The organism is Acinetobacter seifertii (genome assembly GCF_016064815.1).
In the GTDB taxonomy this organism is placed as follows: Bacteria; Pseudomonadota; Gammaproteobacteria; order Pseudomonadales; family Moraxellaceae; genus Acinetobacter; species Acinetobacter seifertii.
The window spans coordinates 66,107-81,979 of record NZ_CP065820.1; the positions used below are offsets into that span (position 1 = coordinate 66,107).

A 15,873-nucleotide genomic window follows, 5' to 3' on the forward strand; every position below is an offset into this window, starting at 1 on the left:
CCTATGTAAACTTGAGCAAAACATAGAATGCCAATTTGATCATTTCAAGTAAAAGACAGTAAATATGACAATATGGTTCAATTCTGCGAATCCTTACTTGTTACGGTCTTTTTTATGGCAAGATAAAATGCATATTTTTCCCGAATGGGACTTAAGATGGCATGAAAATGAAGAAACAACCACAAAATTCGGCTTTAGTCGTAGTTGATGTACAAAATGGTTTTACGCCGGGTGGAAATTTAGCAGTTGCCGACGCCGATACAATTATTCCAACCATTAACCAATTGGCGCGTTGTTTTGAAAATGTCGTTCTGACACAAGATTGGCATCCAGATAATCATATTTCTTTTGCTACCAACCATGTGGGTAAACAGCCATTTGAAACCATTGAGCTCGATTATGGACCGCAAGTGCTTTGGCCTAAACATTGTGTAGAAGGTAGCCATGATGCCGAATTTCATCCAGATTTGAATATCCCAACGGCCCAGCTGATTATCCGAAAAGGCTTTCATGCTCATATTGATAGCTACTCGGCTTTTATGGAAGCAGACCACAGTACAATGACGGGTTTAACGGGTTACTTAAAAGAGCGCGGCATTGATACGGTTTATGTGGTCGGAATTGCTACGGACTTTTGTGTCGCATGGACTGCTTTAGATGCAGTTCAACTCGGCTTTAAAACTTTAGTGATTGAAGATGCCTGTAAAGGTATTAATCTGAACGGCTCTTTAGAACAGGCATGGCAAGCGATGCAGCAACAGGGTGTTGTCCGTATTCAATCGACTGACTTGTTGAGTGAATGTTAGAGAGAGTGCTCATGTTGTTTGGGCTTTAATTGCAATTTGATATGGATGAACAGCATGTCTGCATTATTACGTTTTACTCAATTTGTTCAGAAAACGTTTGCTTTATGGGTCATCGTTTTTGCGGCTCTAGCGCTATGGCAACCTGAGTTTTTTGTCTGGCTTAAAGCGTACATCCCATGGATCTTAGGGATTATTATGCTCGGTATGGGAATGACCATGACCGTTGATGACTTTAAAGGGGTATTGCAAAGCCCTAAAGCGGTGTTGATTGGAGTGGTTGCCCAGTTTGTGGTGATGCCCGGTTTAGCATTTGTTCTGTGTAAATTATTTGATTTACCGCCTGAAATTGCAGTCGGCGTTATTTTAGTGGGGTGTTGCCCAGGCGGAACAGCTTCAAACGTGATTACCTATATGGCCAAGGGCAACGTGGCTTTATCGGTCGCCTGTACATCGGTATCAACACTTTTAGCACCTCTATTAACTCCTGCAATTTTCTATCTGCTGGCTAGCCAATGGTTAAAGATTGATGCAGCTTCGATGTTTATTTCGATTTTGCAGGTGGTGCTACTGCCTATTGTGATTGGTCTGATTTTGCGAACTTGGCTTAAACGTCAGGTCGAGTCCTATATTCAAGTCATGCCGTTAGTTTCAGTTATTGCAATTGTCGCGATTGTGGCAGCCATTATTGGTGGGAGCAAAGCAGCTATTTTTCAATCCGGCTTGCTTATTTTGGCGGTAGTGATACTGCATAATGGATTTGGTTATTTATTAGGTTTTACCGCAGCTCGTTTCTTTAAATTGCCTTATGCAGACAGTAAAGCAATTGCGGTAGAAGTCGGTATGCAAAACTCAGGCTTAGGCGTGGCGCTTGCAGCAGTGCATTTTGCGGCTTCCCCGATTACGGCTGTACCAAGCGCAATTTTCAGCCTTTGGCACAATATTTCTGGTCCTGCGCTTGCCACTTATTGGGCAAGTAAACACAAACAAGAATAACTGTAGAAAAACATACATTGCAAAAGAAGGCCAAACGAATAGTTTGGCTTTTTTATTTAAAGAATATTTTAGAGGAAGCTGAATTTAGAACTGGTATGTCTTTTGCTTTGAATTGATGCACTAAAAATAACGTGAATATCAACATAAATCGCAAAGAAAAAAATAAGGCTTTTTTTGATGAACCAGATTTTTAAATTATTTATTCCCATGCTCTCAAGCAATTTAATTCTAGTTTTAAGTGGATTGGTTGATATTGCTTATGTAGGGCATTTTAGTAATGATCATGTCGCCGCATTATCGGTGACCTTATCTTTATATACAGTGATTTATGTCATTGGGATGGGTATTCTGCAAGGTGTGATCCTCAAGCTCTCACAAGCATATGGTTGCCATGACATACCCCATATTCGTCAAATCTTTATTCAAGGCATTTGGCTGATGTTATGTTCGGCATTGGTGAGTATTGGCTTGCTTTACTTGTTTCGTGATTTACCAAAATTATTTGGTGCATCTGAACATGTGGTTTCAATTACTAAAAACTGTATTTGGGTCTTGGTATTTATTTTACCTGCGCATTTACTGATGCGCCTATGTACAGCTTTGTCTCAGGTCACTGAAAATGCGCATAAGGTTTTATTATCAGATAGCATTTTTTTCATTCTTAAAATTATTTTGTCCTATCTTTTGATTTATGGGGTCGCTTTATTTTCAATTCCGCCACTCGGTGCCATAGGGGCTTTGTTAGCCACTCTCATTGTACGGTGGTTTATGTTGGCTGTTTATTACCTGTTTTTCCTAGAGAAAAGCTACATTTTTATTGAGCAATCAGAACGGTCGGTTGAAGATGGCCGACAAAGTCTGCGTATGATTTTAAAAATAGGGATACCTACCGCGATCATGGCGTTGATGGATGTTGTTGCATTTTGTTCGGTAGCTATTTTGATTTTGCCTTTTGGGAGTGTGGTGTCAGCAGCCCATCAAATTGTCGCGAGCACTGGCGGTTTCATGTTTATTTTTCCCTCCTCAATTGCCTCGGCTTATAGCATTTTGGTGTCGCGATCTATGGGCAGTGGCAACATGGAAGAAGCAAACAAAATTGCCAGACAAAGTATATGGGTAATTATGGCAGTAAGTGGCAGTCTGTCCCTAGGTTTATGGTTGGAGCGAGACTTAATTGTCACCTTCTATTCAGATGATTTAGCTGTGCAGGTTTTGGCTGCATCACTGCTGTTAATTGTCTGTATATCTCATTTTCTAGATGGCTTCATGACCTTACTCACCTCTTTGCTGCGCTGTTGGGATGTCTCAATTTTACCCATGCTGATTTTTTTAGTCGTGGTGTTATGTTTCGGATTGGGTGGTGGTTGGTGGATGGCCTATAAAGGGCTGTATTGGGGGAGTCATTCGATTTCTGCAATGGGAATTTATGGTTTTTGGAGTATGGCTGCCATAAGTTATTTAGTGGCTTGTCTAATGAGCGCCTTATGTTTCCGTTTTAGAAAACAATTAAGAGGATTTTGATTGAGCAGACAATGGTTAAAGGGGATGTGCTGCTAACCATTCTTCAATTTCGTTTTCAGAAATCACTTTAAAACCATGGTGCTGTAACAGTGCTGTGGTAATCCCAACACCCGTAATCTTCTCGCCTTGAAAAGTTCCGTTATAAATTTTTTGACTGCCGCAAGATGGGCTATTTTCTTTTAAAACCACACAACTTGCTTTTATTTGCTGTGCAATTTCTAGAGTGCGGTGAGCACCTTTTAAATAGAGCGCTGTCACATCTAAACCAGATGAGTCAGTAATTTTTGCCTTGCCATCAAGTACATCTTGACCTGTTCCTCCTACAATTTCTGCGGGTAAGCGAGGCGTGCTAAATCCACCTAATAACTCTGGGCAAAGTGCATGGGCTTTTTTATTTAAAAATAACTGCTGAAGCGTAGTGTGCAAGCATGATCGGCCGTCATAACGTACAGGTTCACCAATTAAACAAGCACTGATTAAAATCATGAGTTTTCCGCCGTTAGAACTTTAAAAGCCATGTGAGTGTACCCAATGATTTATAAAATATGAAATCTAAATCAGGCGCAAACAAACCAAGTAATTTGATTAATAAATTACACAATTCATAATTAAATTATGTATTGCATAATTTAATTGTTTTTAGTAGCATCTGTTTTAAGGTAAATGGCCATTGGAGGTCCAACAAGGATGTTGGCCTCCATAAATCTAGGAATGACTTTAGGAAAAGGCGATTTTTAAAGGTTTATTGAAAAATCTCAATCGTACTTTTAGATAAGAAAGGACTGTGTGTATGGAAAATAAACACCATATAGAAGGGAAATTAATCATCGGCTTCGTGCTCACTCAATCATCGTTTTAATTATTGGTTTTTTTCTCATAGGATGCGTTGGGCTAAGGCATTTTGACGGTTCAAACACTCTCCCAGCAAATGCGTATTCTATAGAGAAAGGAGCTGACCAGATCAGCAGAAATAAACGGATCAGGTAATCACCAGAGGGAAACTAGATGGATATTTTAGAGAACCCATTAGAACTATGCGGTTTTGCATTTATTGAGTTTGTTTCAAAAGAAAATGAATTAGATACAATTTTTGAAACCATCGGCTTTTCAAAAGTAGCCAAGCATAAATCGAAAAAAGTGTACTTATGGCGTCAAGGAAATATCAATATTATCCTGAATTATCAGCCAGAATCTTATGCTTCATTCTTTTTCAATGAGCATGGCCCATCTGCTTGCGCAATGGGATTCAAAACACGTGATGCGGCAAAAGCTTTTAAAAAGGCTGTTGAGCTTGGTGCAGAACCAATGCAATCTAATATTGGGCCGATGGAGCTTAACATTCCGGCAATTAAAGGTATTGGTGGCATGCCAATCTTCTTGGTTGACCGTGACATTTATGAAAATGACTTTGTTTTCTTTGATGATGCGCAGCGTCACCCAGAAGGTGCTGGTTTAAAAGAAATTGACCACTTAACTCATAACGTCTACAAAGGCCGTATGGAGTACTGGGCAAACTTCTACGAGAAGATTTTTAACTTCCAAGAAATTCGTTACTTCGACATTAAAGGCGAATATACAGGTTTAACATCTAAAGCGTTAACTGCTCCAGATGGCATGATCCGTATTCCTTTAAATGAAGACTCAGACAAGGGTAACGGTCAAATTGCAGAATTCTTAGCTGATTTTAATGGCGAAGGTATTCAACATATTGCGTTTATTTGTGATGACTTAATTTCGACTTGGGATAAGTTAAAGGGCTTGGGTCTGCAATTTATGACTCCACCGCCAAACACGTATTATGAAATGTTGGAAGACCGTTTACCTGAGCATGGCGAACCGACTAGTGAATTACAGCAGCGCGGTATTTTGCTTGACGGTAATACTAAAGATGGTCAGAAGAAGCTTTTATTGCAAATCTTCTCTCAAAATATGATTGGGCCAGTTTTCTTCGAATTTATTCAACGTAAAGATGACGACGGTTTTGGTGAAGGTAACTTCAAGGCACTGTTTGAATCGATTGAACGTGACCAAATTCGCCGTGGCGTTCTCGAAGCAAAATAAGTTTTGCTTTGTCTCTAATCTAAAAAAACCAAGAGCATTGCTCTTGGTTTTTTTATGGCTATTGATTAGCGGCTTTTAATATATTGATTAATTAAATTAATCTCATTTTTAAGCGTTTCAATAATTTTACTTTGTGGGTCGACGGGTAAAAACATTTCACTATCCAGTGCCACAATACAAAACTCAATGCTCTGGTTTGAGTTAAATACTGGTAGACCTACTGCGTTAATACCTGTGAGTAAATCACCTTTCGCTGCTGACATTTGTTGCTGGCGAATGGTTTCTTTAAGCTCTGTAAATGCTTGCCAGTTCTGTGGGGCAATATTTAGCCCAAGTTCCTGATGCTTTTGCCATTCGGCTTCCATTAAGGGACGAACAAAATGCTCTGGAAGATAAGAAGCAAATAAACGTCCCGCAGCAGAATTAACTAAAGGCATAATCGAGCCGACTTTAGTGACAATCGAAATAGGGTGGTTAGACTCAATTGACTGAACCACAACAGGCCCTTTCGGTGACCACTTACTAATTTGTATGCCGCAACCAATTTTGTTTTGTAGGTCGTAAATTAAATGCTGTACGAGCTGTAGTGTGTCGCTATGTTGAACACAGTTTAAACCTAAGCGCCATGCCTGATCGCCTAGGGCGTATTGACCATCATCAAGCTGTTTTGCATATTCCATACGAATAAGGCTAACCAGATAGCGGTGTACTTTAGCTGGATGCATTTCTAGCTTGCTAGATAGATCTTTGAGAATAATAGGTTGATTGTGTTCCAAAAGGGCGTTTAGTACAGATAAACCGACTTCAAGTGATTGAACCCCCCCAGATACTTTTTCTTCAATCATTTAAATACCCTTAATAAATTTACTTCAGCTGTTAAACAGTGACGATCAAAACATAAATTGAAATTGCTGCGATTTACATCATGCCTGAGCCTCGCGAGAAATAGAAATCACCTTTTTCTATTAGCGAAATTGGCATGTTTAATAATCAACAATTTTCTAAAATCACTATGCTCTCATTTATAGCGCAATTTTCTAGAAATTTAGCGTTTTTAAATAATATAAATCGGCATTGATATAGAAACGTTTATTCAAACAATTCTAATCAATGCCGATTTTTTAGTTTGCTGTTTTAAAATTAGGTTCCTAACTCTTCTTCATGTAAGAAATGAGTGTGGTGGGGAGCGCGTTTGGTTTTGCTCCATTCATCTAACATTTCAGCTTTCATTTCTTCAGTAATTTTTGCAATTTTTTCTTCAGCATGAACATCGTTATAAGTCAGTTCTAAACGGTGTCCATTTGGGTCGAAGAAATAAATTGAGTGGAAAATTCCATGGTTCGTCACGCCCAACACTTTCACGCCATTTTCTTCTAAATGTTGCTTCGCAGCCATCAAAGCATTTAAGTCTTCAACTTCAAAAGCAATATGTTGAACCCATTGAGGTGTGTTTTCGTCTCGACCCATTTCTGGTTGAGTTGGTAATTCAAAAAATGCCAAAACGTTGCCTTGACCAGCATCTAAGAATAAATGCATATAAGGATCAAAGGCTTTCGTTGATGGAACATGGTCTTCAGCAAAAGCTAAGATAAAGTCCATATTGAGCATTTTTTTATACCACTCAACAGTCTCTTTCGCATCCTTACAACGATATGCAACGTGATGTATTTTTTTAATGGCAAATGTCATGTTGAAACTCCTTTTACTATTCCCAATCTGGTTGTTGTTCTGGTGCCGCGTTATAGAAGGCTGGGATAGACAAACAATGTTGATAAATTGATTCAATTTTTGGAAACGCAGATAAATCTATCTTGAAGCGTTTCGCGTTGTAGACTTGTGGAATCAGGCAGCAATCGGCAATCGTTGCTTGTTGTCCAAAGCAAAATTGCCCGTTTGAATCTTGAAGTTGCTGTTCGAGACTTTGAAAGCCTTCAATAATCCAGTGCTGATACCAATAATTTTTTTGTTCGTCCGAGACATTTAAGTCATTTTTTAAATATTTCAGAACGCGTAAGTTGTTTAAGGGGTGAATATCACAAGCGATTGCTTGTGCAAAAGCACGGATTTTGGCTCTCTCTTTCACATCATTTGGAAGTAGTTTGGTTTCTGGATATTGTTCATCTAGATATTCCAAAATACTTAATGACTGTGACAAGGTTAAATCGCCGTCCACTAAAGTTGGCACTAAGGCACTGCGATTTAACTTTAAATAGTCTTCACTTTGCTGCTCATTTTTAACCAAATGAACTGGTGCAGTTTCATAAGCGAGACTTTTAAGGTTGAGTCCAATCCGTACTCTGTAAGCTGCAGAGCTACGAAAGTAACTATACAGCTTCATAGTCAGGCTCCGAAGTTTCTGCAAAATCAAAATCTAATGCAGGAAGTACAGTGTTTCGAACTTCACCAAAGCCAATACGGATACCATTTTTCTCACAGTGACCTTTCATAATGAGCGTATCGCCGTCTTGTAAGAAACCACGAGTTTCACCATTGGCAAGTGTTAATGGTTTAGTGGTGTTCCAAGTGAGCTCAAGCAAGCTGCCATAAGAGTCCGGTGCGGAGCCAGAAATAGTACCTGAACCCATCAAGTCGCCAACCTGAACGTTACAGCCTCCAATGGTGTGGTGAGTCAGCTGCTGAGCCATAGACCAATACATATATTTGAAGTTGGTTTTACAGATCACATCAGTTTGTGCTGATTTTGGTGTTTGAATCTCAACACTCAAATTAATGTCGTAACTGTTGGCGATATTTTCTTGTAAATAAGCGAGTGGTTTTGGTTCTTGTTTCGGGCCTTCAACTTTAAATGGTTCAAGTGCTTCAAGCGTTACCACCCAAGGTGAAATAGCGCTAGCAAATGATTTTGAGTTGAATGGACCTAGAGGAACGTATTCCCATTGCTGGATATCACGTGCTGACCAGTCGTTTAGCAGAACCATTCCGAAAATATGGTCCCAAGCATTTTCAATCGAGATAGGCTGCCCCAACTGAGTTGGTTTTCCTACAATAAATGCTGTTTCAAGTTCGAAATCGAGTTTACGCGTTGCAGAAAAAACTGGACGTTCTTCATTTGGAAGTTTGATTTGACCTGATGGGCGTACCACTTGAGTTCCGCTCACTACAACAGAGCTAGCACGACCGTTATAACCTACAGGTAATTCGGTCCAGTTTGGAAGCAAGGCATTTTTAGGGTCACGGAACATACAGCCGACATTGGTCGCGTGTTCTTTAGAAGAATAAAAATCGGTATAGCCAGGTACGCGAACAGGTAAATGTAAAGTTACGCTGTCTTGCTTAACTAGAACTTCCTGACGTAATGCTTGGTTTTCTTGAAGTGTTAAATTTTCAACTGAAAGAAGAGACTGTAATGTTTTACGAACTTTAGACCAGTTGGCTTTGCCTGATTCAATAAATTTATTCAGTGTAGGCTGGTTAAAGTATGTGTCTTGATCTGAAAGTTTTAAAAGACCGTGCTTTTCAAGAGCAGCGAGATCAATGACCCAATCACCAATAGCTACACCGACCTGACGCTCGCCTTCGGTTGTTCTACTAAAAATACCATAAGGCAAATTATGAATAGTGAAATCAGATTGAGGTGAAACTTCAATAAAAGAGTTTAGTTTTTGTTCCATTTTCGCTTCCTTGTCTTCATCTCGTGTCTTATACAAATAAAAGTTCGGTCTAGGGACTGAGCTACTCAATAAGTTTTAACCTTGGTTAGATCATTTTTTTACTTATGAGTTTGATATAGACCGAGCACAACCAATTGCTTCATGGTTCTTATAATACTGAATTCATAAAATTACGCAATACATAATTTAATTACACATTGCATAATAATTGTTATTTCTTGCATTTTCTGTTTTCATGCGCGGTTATGAGAAAAGTAACGCAATTATTTTTTCATCAATCTCTATGAAAATCTGATCAATTTATGATATACGTAATTTATTGGAAAAAAATTACGTGACAAGGATGAGAATAATCATATGTCAACACAAGAGCAAGGAAACCTGAAACACGGTTTGAGTAATCGTCACATCCAGCTGATTGCATTGGGTGGAGCGATTGGTACAGGGCTGTTTCTTGGTATATCACAATCGATTAAATTGGCAGGTCCGTCGGTAATCTTGGGTTATGCGATTGCAGGATTTATTGCTTTTTTAATGATGCGCCAGCTCGGTGAAATGGTGGTCGAAGAGCCAGTAAGTGGTTCTTTTAGTCATTTTGCTTACAAATATTGGGGACCATTTGCAGGCTTCATGTCAGGATGGAACTACTGGGTACTCAACGTACTGGTATGTATGGCAGAGTTAAGTGCAATTGGTCTGTATATTCAATATTGGTGGCCGCAAATCCCAACGTGGGCATCCGCGCTAACGTTCTTTATTCTCATTAATGGTATTAATTTATTGCATGTTAAGTTTTTTGGCGAAATGGAATTTTGGTTTTCCATTGTTAAAATCTTAGCAATTTTAGCCATGATTGCTTTCGGTTCGTATTTACTTGCAACCGGTACAGCAGGGCCACAAGCAAGTATCAGTAACCTTTGGGCATTAGGCGGTTTTTTCCCGTTTGGTGTTGAAGGCTTGGTGATGGCAATGGCAGTCATTATTTTTGCTTTTGGCGGTATCGAGCTTTTCGGTATTACTGCGGCTGAAGCACGTGACCCAGACAAAACCTTACCTAAAGCGGTAAATCAGATTATCTATCGTATTTTGATTTTCTATATTGCAACGCTTCTTGTTTTATTCTCATTATTCCCTTGGAATCAAATGGCACAAGGCGGCAGTCCTTTTGTAATGGTGTTTGCTTCTTTAGACAGCCAAGGCGTTGCGACTTTACTCAACTTCGTGATTTTGACTGCTGCGGTTTCCGTTTATAACGGTACAAGCTATTGCAGTAGCCGTATGTTGTTAGGCCTTGCTCAGCAAGGAAATGCACCAAAAGTATTTGCACGTATTAATAAACGCGGTATTCCAACCAATGCTGTGATCCTTTCTGCGGCAGTTACTATTTTATGTGTGTTGTTAAATTACATTTTCCCTGAAAAAGCATTTGGTTTGCTCATGATGCTCGTAGTTGCAGCGATTGTGATTAACTGGGTGGTGATTTCATGGACACATTTAAAATTCCGTAAATTCATGATGCGCCAAGGTCAAACTACGAAATTCCCAAGCTTCATGTATCCATTTAGCAACTATCTCTGCATGGTGTTTATGCTTGGAATTTTAGTTGTCATGTCGCTAACGCCAGATATGCGTGTGGCTGTGATGATGATTCCGGGATGGATTTTATGCTTAATGGTGGCTTATCAATTTAAACGCCGTAAGTTAAAAGCTGAGCAGCCTGTACATGCTTTAGAGGCAGATATGTAATCGGGTCTTAGTTAGAAACTAAAAAGGACGTATTAATACGTCCTTTTTTATTTTTAAAATTTACAACAGAAATTAAAGGACTTTATAATTGTTATATTATAACATCTGTTGAATGAATAACTAAGGCTTCCCGATGTTGAGGGAGGAACAACATATTTATGAAATATTCCTATTTAGGTTTAATCTTACTTTCTCTTACCGCGTGTACGACTCAAACACCTAAGCCAACGGTTTCTAAGCATCCTCACTCTTTGCCTCAGCCATCTAAAACAGTGGTAAGAATAAAACAACAACCCGAAGATTATATTGTTTGGATCGCAACCGCAGATCACGCGCAGTCTGTGCAGGCTTATAAGCAATTTCTGAAGCAGAAAGGACTTGCCAATTTAGTGCCAGATTATGAGTTATTACGTTCAGCTCGAGACTGGCAAAAATGTGGAGTCGAGCCTTATGCGGTGCCACCGAGAGAGATTTGGTCCAACATCGTTCCTACGCTTAGCATTTTAAAAGCATTGGTTGACGAGGGCGTGATTAACGATTTTGAAGTGACATCAGCCTATCGAGCTTTATCTTTAAACCGCTGTGCAGGTGGTGCAGATGCTTCTCGACATGTCTTTAATGCAGCGCTTGATTTTCGAATTGGACCAGAACAGCCTAGCGACTTAGACCAATTCAATATTCAGCAAACCAAAACTAAACTTTGTCAGTTCTGGGAAACCAAGGGACAAGCTCTTAATATGGGTCTAGGTGTTTATGCTTCGGGACAAATTCATATTGATAGCCAAGGCTTCCGATCATGGGGACCTGACCATCACTATAGAACCTCGATTTGTCAGTGACTATAAAAGCAATTCTTTCAAAGACTAAATGAGTTGGTTTGAATAAAAGCAGAATAAAAACTTGATCAATAGTTATGTTATAACATAACATTGTTGTGGTTTAGAAATAGATTACGCCTGTGATCTGGCCATATTTCAATGGCCAGCCATGATCAGTTTAAATATTATTCGAAGAGATCAAGCCATGCACACTGCAATCGCCAACTCATTTGCCAAGCTTCCAGTCACTGTTTTATCGGGCTTTTTGGGTGCAGGAAAGACCACATTACTCAACCATATTTTAAATAATCGTGAAGGTCGCCGTATTGCTGTGATTGTTAATGATATGTCTGAGGTAAATATTGATGCGGCTTTAGTACGCGAAGGTGGGGCAGAGCTTTCAAGGACAGATGAAAAACTGGTTGAAATGAGCAATGGCTGTATCTGCTGCACGCTACGAGAAGATTTACTGGTTGAGGTGAGACGTTTAGCCAATGAAGGACGCTTTGACCAATTGGTGATTGAGTCGACAGGTATTTCAGAACCATTACCAGTAGCAGAAACATTTACCTTTGAAGATGAAGATGGAAACTCACTCAATGAGTTTGCTCGACTCGATACTATGGTCACGGTAGTCGATGCTTTTAACTTTCTTAAAGATTACAGTTCAGTCGACTCTCTGCAACAACGTGGTGAGTTCTTAGGCGAGCAAGATGAGCGAACTGTAGTTGACCTTCTTATCGATCAGATCGAGTTTTGTGATGTGATTGTGCTGAATAAAATTGACCTGATTAATCAGGCGCAGCAAGACCAGCTCATCGCAATTTTAAAAACGTTAAACCCGCGTGCCCGAATTGAAATTGCTCAATTTGGAAAGATCGCTTTAGATAAAATCTTAGATACATATTTATTTGACTTTGATGAAGCCGCACAAGCGCCGGGCTGGTTAAAAGAGTTACGTGGCGAGCATACGCCAGAGACTGAAGAGTATGGCATCAGTAGCTTTGTTTACCGTGCCCGCCGACCTTTCCATCCAGAGCGTTTTTATGATTTGGTTCAGTCAGAATGGCCAGGAGTCGTGCGTTCTAAAGGTTTTTTCTGGTTGGCTGCTGACCCTACCTTAGCTTATTCATGGTCGCAAGCGGGTGCAATGGCTCGACATGGCCTAGCAGGTTATTGGTGGGCTGCTGTTTCAGAAGAAGATTGGCCGAGTGACCTCGCCAGCATTGAGCAAATTAAGAAAAATTGGGACGCTCGTACAGGTGATGCGCGTCAGGAACTGGTTTTAATTGGTATGCAAATGGATGAGCAAGCCTTAATAGAACGCTTAGACCGTTGTTTATTAAGTGATGAGGAAATGGCTTTAGGACCACAAGCTTGGCAGAACTGGTCGAACCCTTTTAAACAAGAAGATGAAACCATGTTGATCGCTTAATTAAAAAAGCCCCTATTTTAAAGGGGCTTTTTTTTATGATTTGTCTTTAATGAAAATCTTTCGAATGTAGCTGTTAAGCGGTGTGGAATAATATTTTTCAATCGCTGCGCTGATAATAAAGGTCAGAACCAGATAGCCAATTAAAAGCATAATTTTGATGCTAGAGTCGGTTTGAGCCGGAACAAAAGCAACTTTCATAAGACCCAGCACAACTAGATGAAACAAATAAGTTTCATAACTTCTTTGCCCCAACCAAACCATGATTTTTGTAAAGAGGTTATGCGCTTGCGTTTCGGAAGGATGTTGAAAACACAAAATCAGTAAGCCTGTGGCAAGAGCAAATAAGCTAATACCCCAAGTACTCACTTCTTTAATTGGTGCATATAAATAAAGAGCGACCATGCTCAAAATAAGCAACCAAGAAAAAGGCTTTTTATAAGTCCAGTTTGGTCGGTAGGTATGAGAAAATATCGCCGTTAAACAGCCAATTGCTATACCATCAAAACTTGAAAAATAATGATATAAATAGGCGCCGCTTTCTTCCCCAAAATGCAGGGACCTAAAATAAGGCCCATATAAAATCACTCCAACAAGTACAGCAATAAAGACCTTATTACTACGTGTGAACAGGCACAATAATGGAAAAACAAAGTAGAAAACTTCTTCTACAGAGAGTGACCACAACACACCCAAAGCATAGTTTACCCAACCAAATTTAATAATCAGGATATTCATCCAGAAGGTTAGAGCTGCAAATATGGTTAAGGGATAGGAAACCTCAATGCCATTGGGGGCTTGGTTCATGAAGGGTTTTAAGTCAAATGAACCAAGTATGCTGACCCCTAAAATGAGTAATATCAGACACGGTAAAATACGTGCTGCCCGTCGGATATAAAAATGCTTGAGGTTAATTGCAGAAAACTGTTTGTCTCGTTTTAACGTGTGATGGGTAATTAAAAAACCCGAAATCACAAAAAACATGGTGACGCCATAATTTCCATTTCTTGCGATGACAGTACTAAATGCTTCACCTAAAAAATCAAAACCTAACCATGTATCTTTAAGTTTATAAGGAATATTAAAATGATGTAAAAGAACCAACAGGATAGACATTCCACGCAGAATATCTATTTTATAATTACGCATTCGATGTGCTTCCAGCTTTATTAATATACTGTGTGGCAGAAGAATACTATCGATCAGTGATTTTAAATAAAAATTTTAAGCAGCATTTCGTAAACCAAAAAAGACTACTTTTTTGCTTCTTTGAATTGAGCTAAGGCATAGCAGAAATAATTATTAAATAAATATTTATAAAGCATTTATATATTTGAATTTTTCTACATAAAACTTTAAATTAGCTCTTATTGAGATATGTTTGTTTTTTAAACTTTTTAAAATCTATTTAATTCATAAATTAACATGTTGTATGTGGTTGTATATACATAGCATGTCAACTAAAATACATTTTTGCCTGCTGCCTTTTTTGAGTAATTAGTTATGCCCAGAACATCAAAACAAGAACATACTGAGCTTTCGATTGAAGCTGATAGTCCAGTTCCTTTATATCAACGCGTAAAACAACTGATTTCACAAAAAATTTATGAAGGTACTTGGGCTGTAAATAAAAAAATTCCTTCGGAAAGTGAACTGGTTAATCAACTCGGCTGTAGCCGCATGACGGTCAACCGTGCGCTTCGTGAGTTAACGACCGAGGGTTTACTCGTTCGAATTCAGGGCGTTGGTTCTTTCGTTGCGGAAGGGCAAGGCCGAACTGCACTTTTTCAGATTAATAATATTGCCGATGAGATTATTGCACGAAACCATAAGCACCACGCTGAAGTTTTAGTCTTAGAACAAATTTATGCAAATGCAGAGCAAAGCGTGTTAATGCAGACTCGTGAAGGGCAAAGATTATTTCACTCGATTATTGTGCATTATGAAAATGATGTCCCTGTTCAGGTCGAAGATCGTTTAGTCGATGCAGCACTGATACCAGATTATCTACAACAAGATTTTAAAACCATTACCCCAAATGCTTACCTCATGGCAAAAGCTCCTGTCTCAGAAGGTGAGCACATTGTCGAGGCAGTTTTAGCATCTCCGCAAGAGTGTAAGTGGTTGAAAATTACTAAAGCTGAGCCTTGTTTACTGATCCGTCGCCGTACATGGTCAAACAAACAACTCATTTCAAGTGCGCGTTTGATTTATCCGGGTAGTCGCTATTATCTCGAAGGGAAATTTAACCCATGATTAAATTGATCAGGGCCGATCAATATACAAAAATGCTTTGGAAAAATGGTGCAGGCTTTACTTTAGAAATTGCGCGAAGCCAAGGTGAAGGCGACTTTGAGTGGCGCATTTCGATGGCAGATGTGACCACTTCTGGGCCATTTTCGCTATTTCCCAATAAGCAGCGCATTATTAGCGTACTTGATGGACAGGGCATGGTGTTGCATGTCGATGACCTTCCTGCCAAAACGCTGAACCAAGGCGATATTTTTGCTTTTCATGGAGAGAGTCAGGTTCAAAGTGAGTTGGTAGACGGGGCAATTCGAGATTTAAATTTAATTTATGACCCTGCAAAGTTTCATGCCCGTTTTCAGTGGTTGAATGATGCAGCGGAGCAGGTATTTATTAGCTCGGCAGATCTGATTTTTATTTTTAATCAGGGTGGTGAAACACAAGTAAATGTGGATGATCATTCCGTTCAGCTTGCTGCTCACGGGACGCTAAAAATTGGGAAAAACGCTGGCGTGACATCAATCAGTTTTCCCAAAAAACAACTCAAAAGCTGCTATGTCATTGAGTTAATTCAACGATAAAAAGACATCATTTACGACTTAAAAAGCACATGTCGA

At 39.3% G+C, this 15,873-nt stretch carries 15 protein-coding genes; 9 read left to right on the plus strand and 6 right to left on the minus strand.

Features of this window, described 5'->3' with window-relative positions; translation table 11 throughout:
• Nucleotides 1–161 precede the first annotated feature (161 nt).
• The 3 genes from pncA to I8T81_RS00320 all read left to right on the plus strand — a co-directional run bounded on the left by pncA (nucleotide 162) and on the right by I8T81_RS00320 (nucleotide 3,320).
• Nucleotides 162–806, plus strand: a complete 645-nt coding sequence (gene pncA, locus I8T81_RS00310; protein WP_004704744.1) for a bifunctional nicotinamidase/pyrazinamidase — start codon at nucleotides 162–164, stop codon at nucleotides 804–806.
• 54 nt (nucleotides 807–860) lie between these two features.
• The gene (locus I8T81_RS00315; RefSeq protein ID WP_151761153.1) at nucleotides 861–1,799 is read left to right on the plus strand and encodes a bile acid:sodium symporter family protein; all 939 of its coding nucleotides are present in this window, start codon (nucleotides 861–863) and stop codon (nucleotides 1,797–1,799) included.
• Between the two features lie 177 nt (nucleotides 1,800–1,976).
• Nucleotides 1,977–3,320 carry an MATE family efflux transporter gene (locus tag I8T81_RS00320; RefSeq protein WP_198071875.1) on the plus strand — a complete coding sequence of 448 codons (1,344 nt, stop codon included), beginning with the start codon at nucleotides 1,977–1,979 and terminating at the stop codon, nucleotides 3,318–3,320.
• 15 nt (nucleotides 3,321–3,335) lie between these two features.
• Here the strand turns inward: I8T81_RS00320 and I8T81_RS00325 are convergent, their stop codons facing one another.
• On the minus strand, nucleotides 3,336–3,806 hold the full coding sequence (locus I8T81_RS00325; protein ID WP_198071876.1) for a DUF523 domain-containing protein: 471 nt from the start codon (nucleotides 3,804–3,806) through the stop codon (nucleotides 3,336–3,338).
• Nucleotides 3,807–4,325: 519 nt separating this feature from the next.
• Here I8T81_RS00325 and hppD point away from each other — a divergent pair.
• Entirely contained in the window at nucleotides 4,326–5,381 is a 1,056-nt protein-coding gene (hppD, locus tag I8T81_RS00330) for a 4-hydroxyphenylpyruvate dioxygenase (RefSeq protein ID WP_198071877.1), read from the plus strand.
• Between the two features lie 65 nt (nucleotides 5,382–5,446).
• Here the strand turns inward: hppD and I8T81_RS00335 are convergent, their stop codons facing one another.
• From I8T81_RS00335 to fahA, 4 genes are all read right to left on the minus strand, one after another.
• Entirely contained in the window at nucleotides 5,447–6,226 is a 780-nt protein-coding gene (locus tag I8T81_RS00335) for an IclR family transcriptional regulator (protein WP_039254009.1), read from the minus strand.
• A gap of 295 nt (nucleotides 6,227–6,521) precedes the next feature.
• Entirely contained in the window at nucleotides 6,522–7,070 is a 549-nt protein-coding gene (locus tag I8T81_RS00340; protein WP_004704758.1) for a VOC family protein, read from the minus strand.
• A 16-nt stretch (nucleotides 7,071–7,086) separates the two neighbouring features.
• Nucleotides 7,087–7,719, minus strand: coding sequence for a maleylacetoacetate isomerase (gene maiA / locus I8T81_RS00345; protein WP_039254011.1), 633 nt, complete (start codon nucleotides 7,717–7,719; stop codon nucleotides 7,087–7,089).
• Nucleotides 7,706–9,013 (minus strand): fumarylacetoacetase, encoded by a 1,308-nt coding sequence (fahA, locus tag I8T81_RS00350; RefSeq protein ID WP_198071878.1) that lies wholly within the window; start codon nucleotides 9,011–9,013, stop codon nucleotides 7,706–7,708. The genes maiA and fahA overlap by 14 nt, the downstream gene beginning before the upstream one ends.
• A gap of 357 nt (nucleotides 9,014–9,370) precedes the next feature.
• Between fahA and I8T81_RS00355 the strand changes: the two genes are divergently transcribed.
• From I8T81_RS00355 to zigA, 3 genes are all read left to right on the plus strand, one after another.
• Complete coding sequence (locus I8T81_RS00355) at nucleotides 9,371–10,759, plus strand: amino acid permease (protein WP_019458593.1); 1,389 nt, start codon at nucleotides 9,371–9,373, stop codon at nucleotides 10,757–10,759.
• 158 nt (nucleotides 10,760–10,917) lie between these two features.
• Nucleotides 10,918–11,598: a D-Ala-D-Ala carboxypeptidase ZrlA gene (gene zrlA, locus I8T81_RS00360; RefSeq protein ID WP_100191943.1), complete on the plus strand. Its 681-nt coding sequence runs from the start codon at nucleotides 10,918–10,920 to the stop codon at nucleotides 11,596–11,598.
• 148 nt (nucleotides 11,599–11,746) lie between these two features.
• Nucleotides 11,747–13,012, plus strand: a complete 1,266-nt coding sequence (gene zigA / locus I8T81_RS00365; RefSeq protein WP_198071879.1) for a zinc metallochaperone GTPase ZigA — start codon at nucleotides 11,747–11,749, stop codon at nucleotides 13,010–13,012.
• Between the two features lie 33 nt (nucleotides 13,013–13,045).
• Here the strand turns inward: zigA and I8T81_RS00370 are convergent, their stop codons facing one another.
• Entirely contained in the window at nucleotides 13,046–14,158 is a 1,113-nt protein-coding gene (locus tag I8T81_RS00370) for an acyltransferase family protein (protein WP_198071880.1), read from the minus strand.
• Between the two features lie 354 nt (nucleotides 14,159–14,512).
• Between I8T81_RS00370 and hutC the strand changes: the two genes are divergently transcribed.
• Both hutC and I8T81_RS00380 read left to right on the plus strand, forming a co-directional pair.
• A complete protein-coding gene (hutC, locus tag I8T81_RS00375) occupies nucleotides 14,513–15,265 on the plus strand; it encodes a histidine utilization repressor (protein ID WP_005300446.1) in 753 nt (250 codons plus the stop codon).
• Complete coding sequence (locus tag I8T81_RS00380) at nucleotides 15,262–15,837, plus strand: HutD/Ves family protein (protein WP_198071881.1); 576 nt, start codon at nucleotides 15,262–15,264, stop codon at nucleotides 15,835–15,837. The genes hutC and I8T81_RS00380 overlap by 4 nt, the downstream gene beginning before the upstream one ends.
• Nucleotides 15,838–15,873 lie beyond the last annotated feature (36 nt).

Coding starts and splice junctions, on each gene's coding strand:
- I8T81_RS00355 (WP_019458593.1), top strand. CDS start 9,371: ATGTCAACACAAGAGCAAGGAAACCTGAAACACGGTTTGAGTAATCGT.
- hppD (WP_198071877.1), top strand. CDS start 4,326: ATGGATATTTTAGAGAACCCATTAGAACTATGCGGTTTTGCATTTATT.
- zrlA (WP_100191943.1), top strand. CDS start 10,918: ATGAAATATTCCTATTTAGGTTTAATCTTACTTTCTCTTACCGCGTGT.
- I8T81_RS00325 (WP_198071876.1), bottom strand. CDS start 3,806: ATGATTTTAATCAGTGCTTGTTTAATTGGTGAACCTGTACGTTATGAC.
- maiA (WP_039254011.1), bottom strand. CDS start 7,719: ATGAAGCTGTATAGTTACTTTCGTAGCTCTGCAGCTTACAGAGTACGG.
- pncA (WP_004704744.1), top strand. CDS start 162: ATGAAAATGAAGAAACAACCACAAAATTCGGCTTTAGTCGTAGTTGAT.
- I8T81_RS00340 (WP_004704758.1), bottom strand. CDS start 7,070: ATGACATTTGCCATTAAAAAAATACATCACGTTGCATATCGTTGTAAG.
- I8T81_RS00320 (WP_198071875.1), top strand. CDS start 1,977: ATGAACCAGATTTTTAAATTATTTATTCCCATGCTCTCAAGCAATTTA.
- I8T81_RS00315 (WP_151761153.1), top strand. CDS start 861: ATGTCTGCATTATTACGTTTTACTCAATTTGTTCAGAAAACGTTTGCT.
- I8T81_RS00370 (WP_198071880.1), bottom strand. CDS start 14,158: ATGCGTAATTATAAAATAGATATTCTGCGTGGAATGTCTATCCTGTTG.
- I8T81_RS00335 (WP_039254009.1), bottom strand. CDS start 6,226: ATGATTGAAGAAAAAGTATCTGGGGGGGTTCAATCACTTGAAGTCGGT.
- fahA (WP_198071878.1), bottom strand. CDS start 9,013: ATGGAACAAAAACTAAACTCTTTTATTGAAGTTTCACCTCAATCTGAT.
- I8T81_RS00380 (WP_198071881.1), top strand. CDS start 15,262: ATGATTAAATTGATCAGGGCCGATCAATATACAAAAATGCTTTGGAAA.
- zigA (WP_198071879.1), top strand. CDS start 11,747: ATGATCAGTTTAAATATTATTCGAAGAGATCAAGCCATGCACACTGCA.
- hutC (WP_005300446.1), top strand. CDS start 14,513: ATGCCCAGAACATCAAAACAAGAACATACTGAGCTTTCGATTGAAGCT.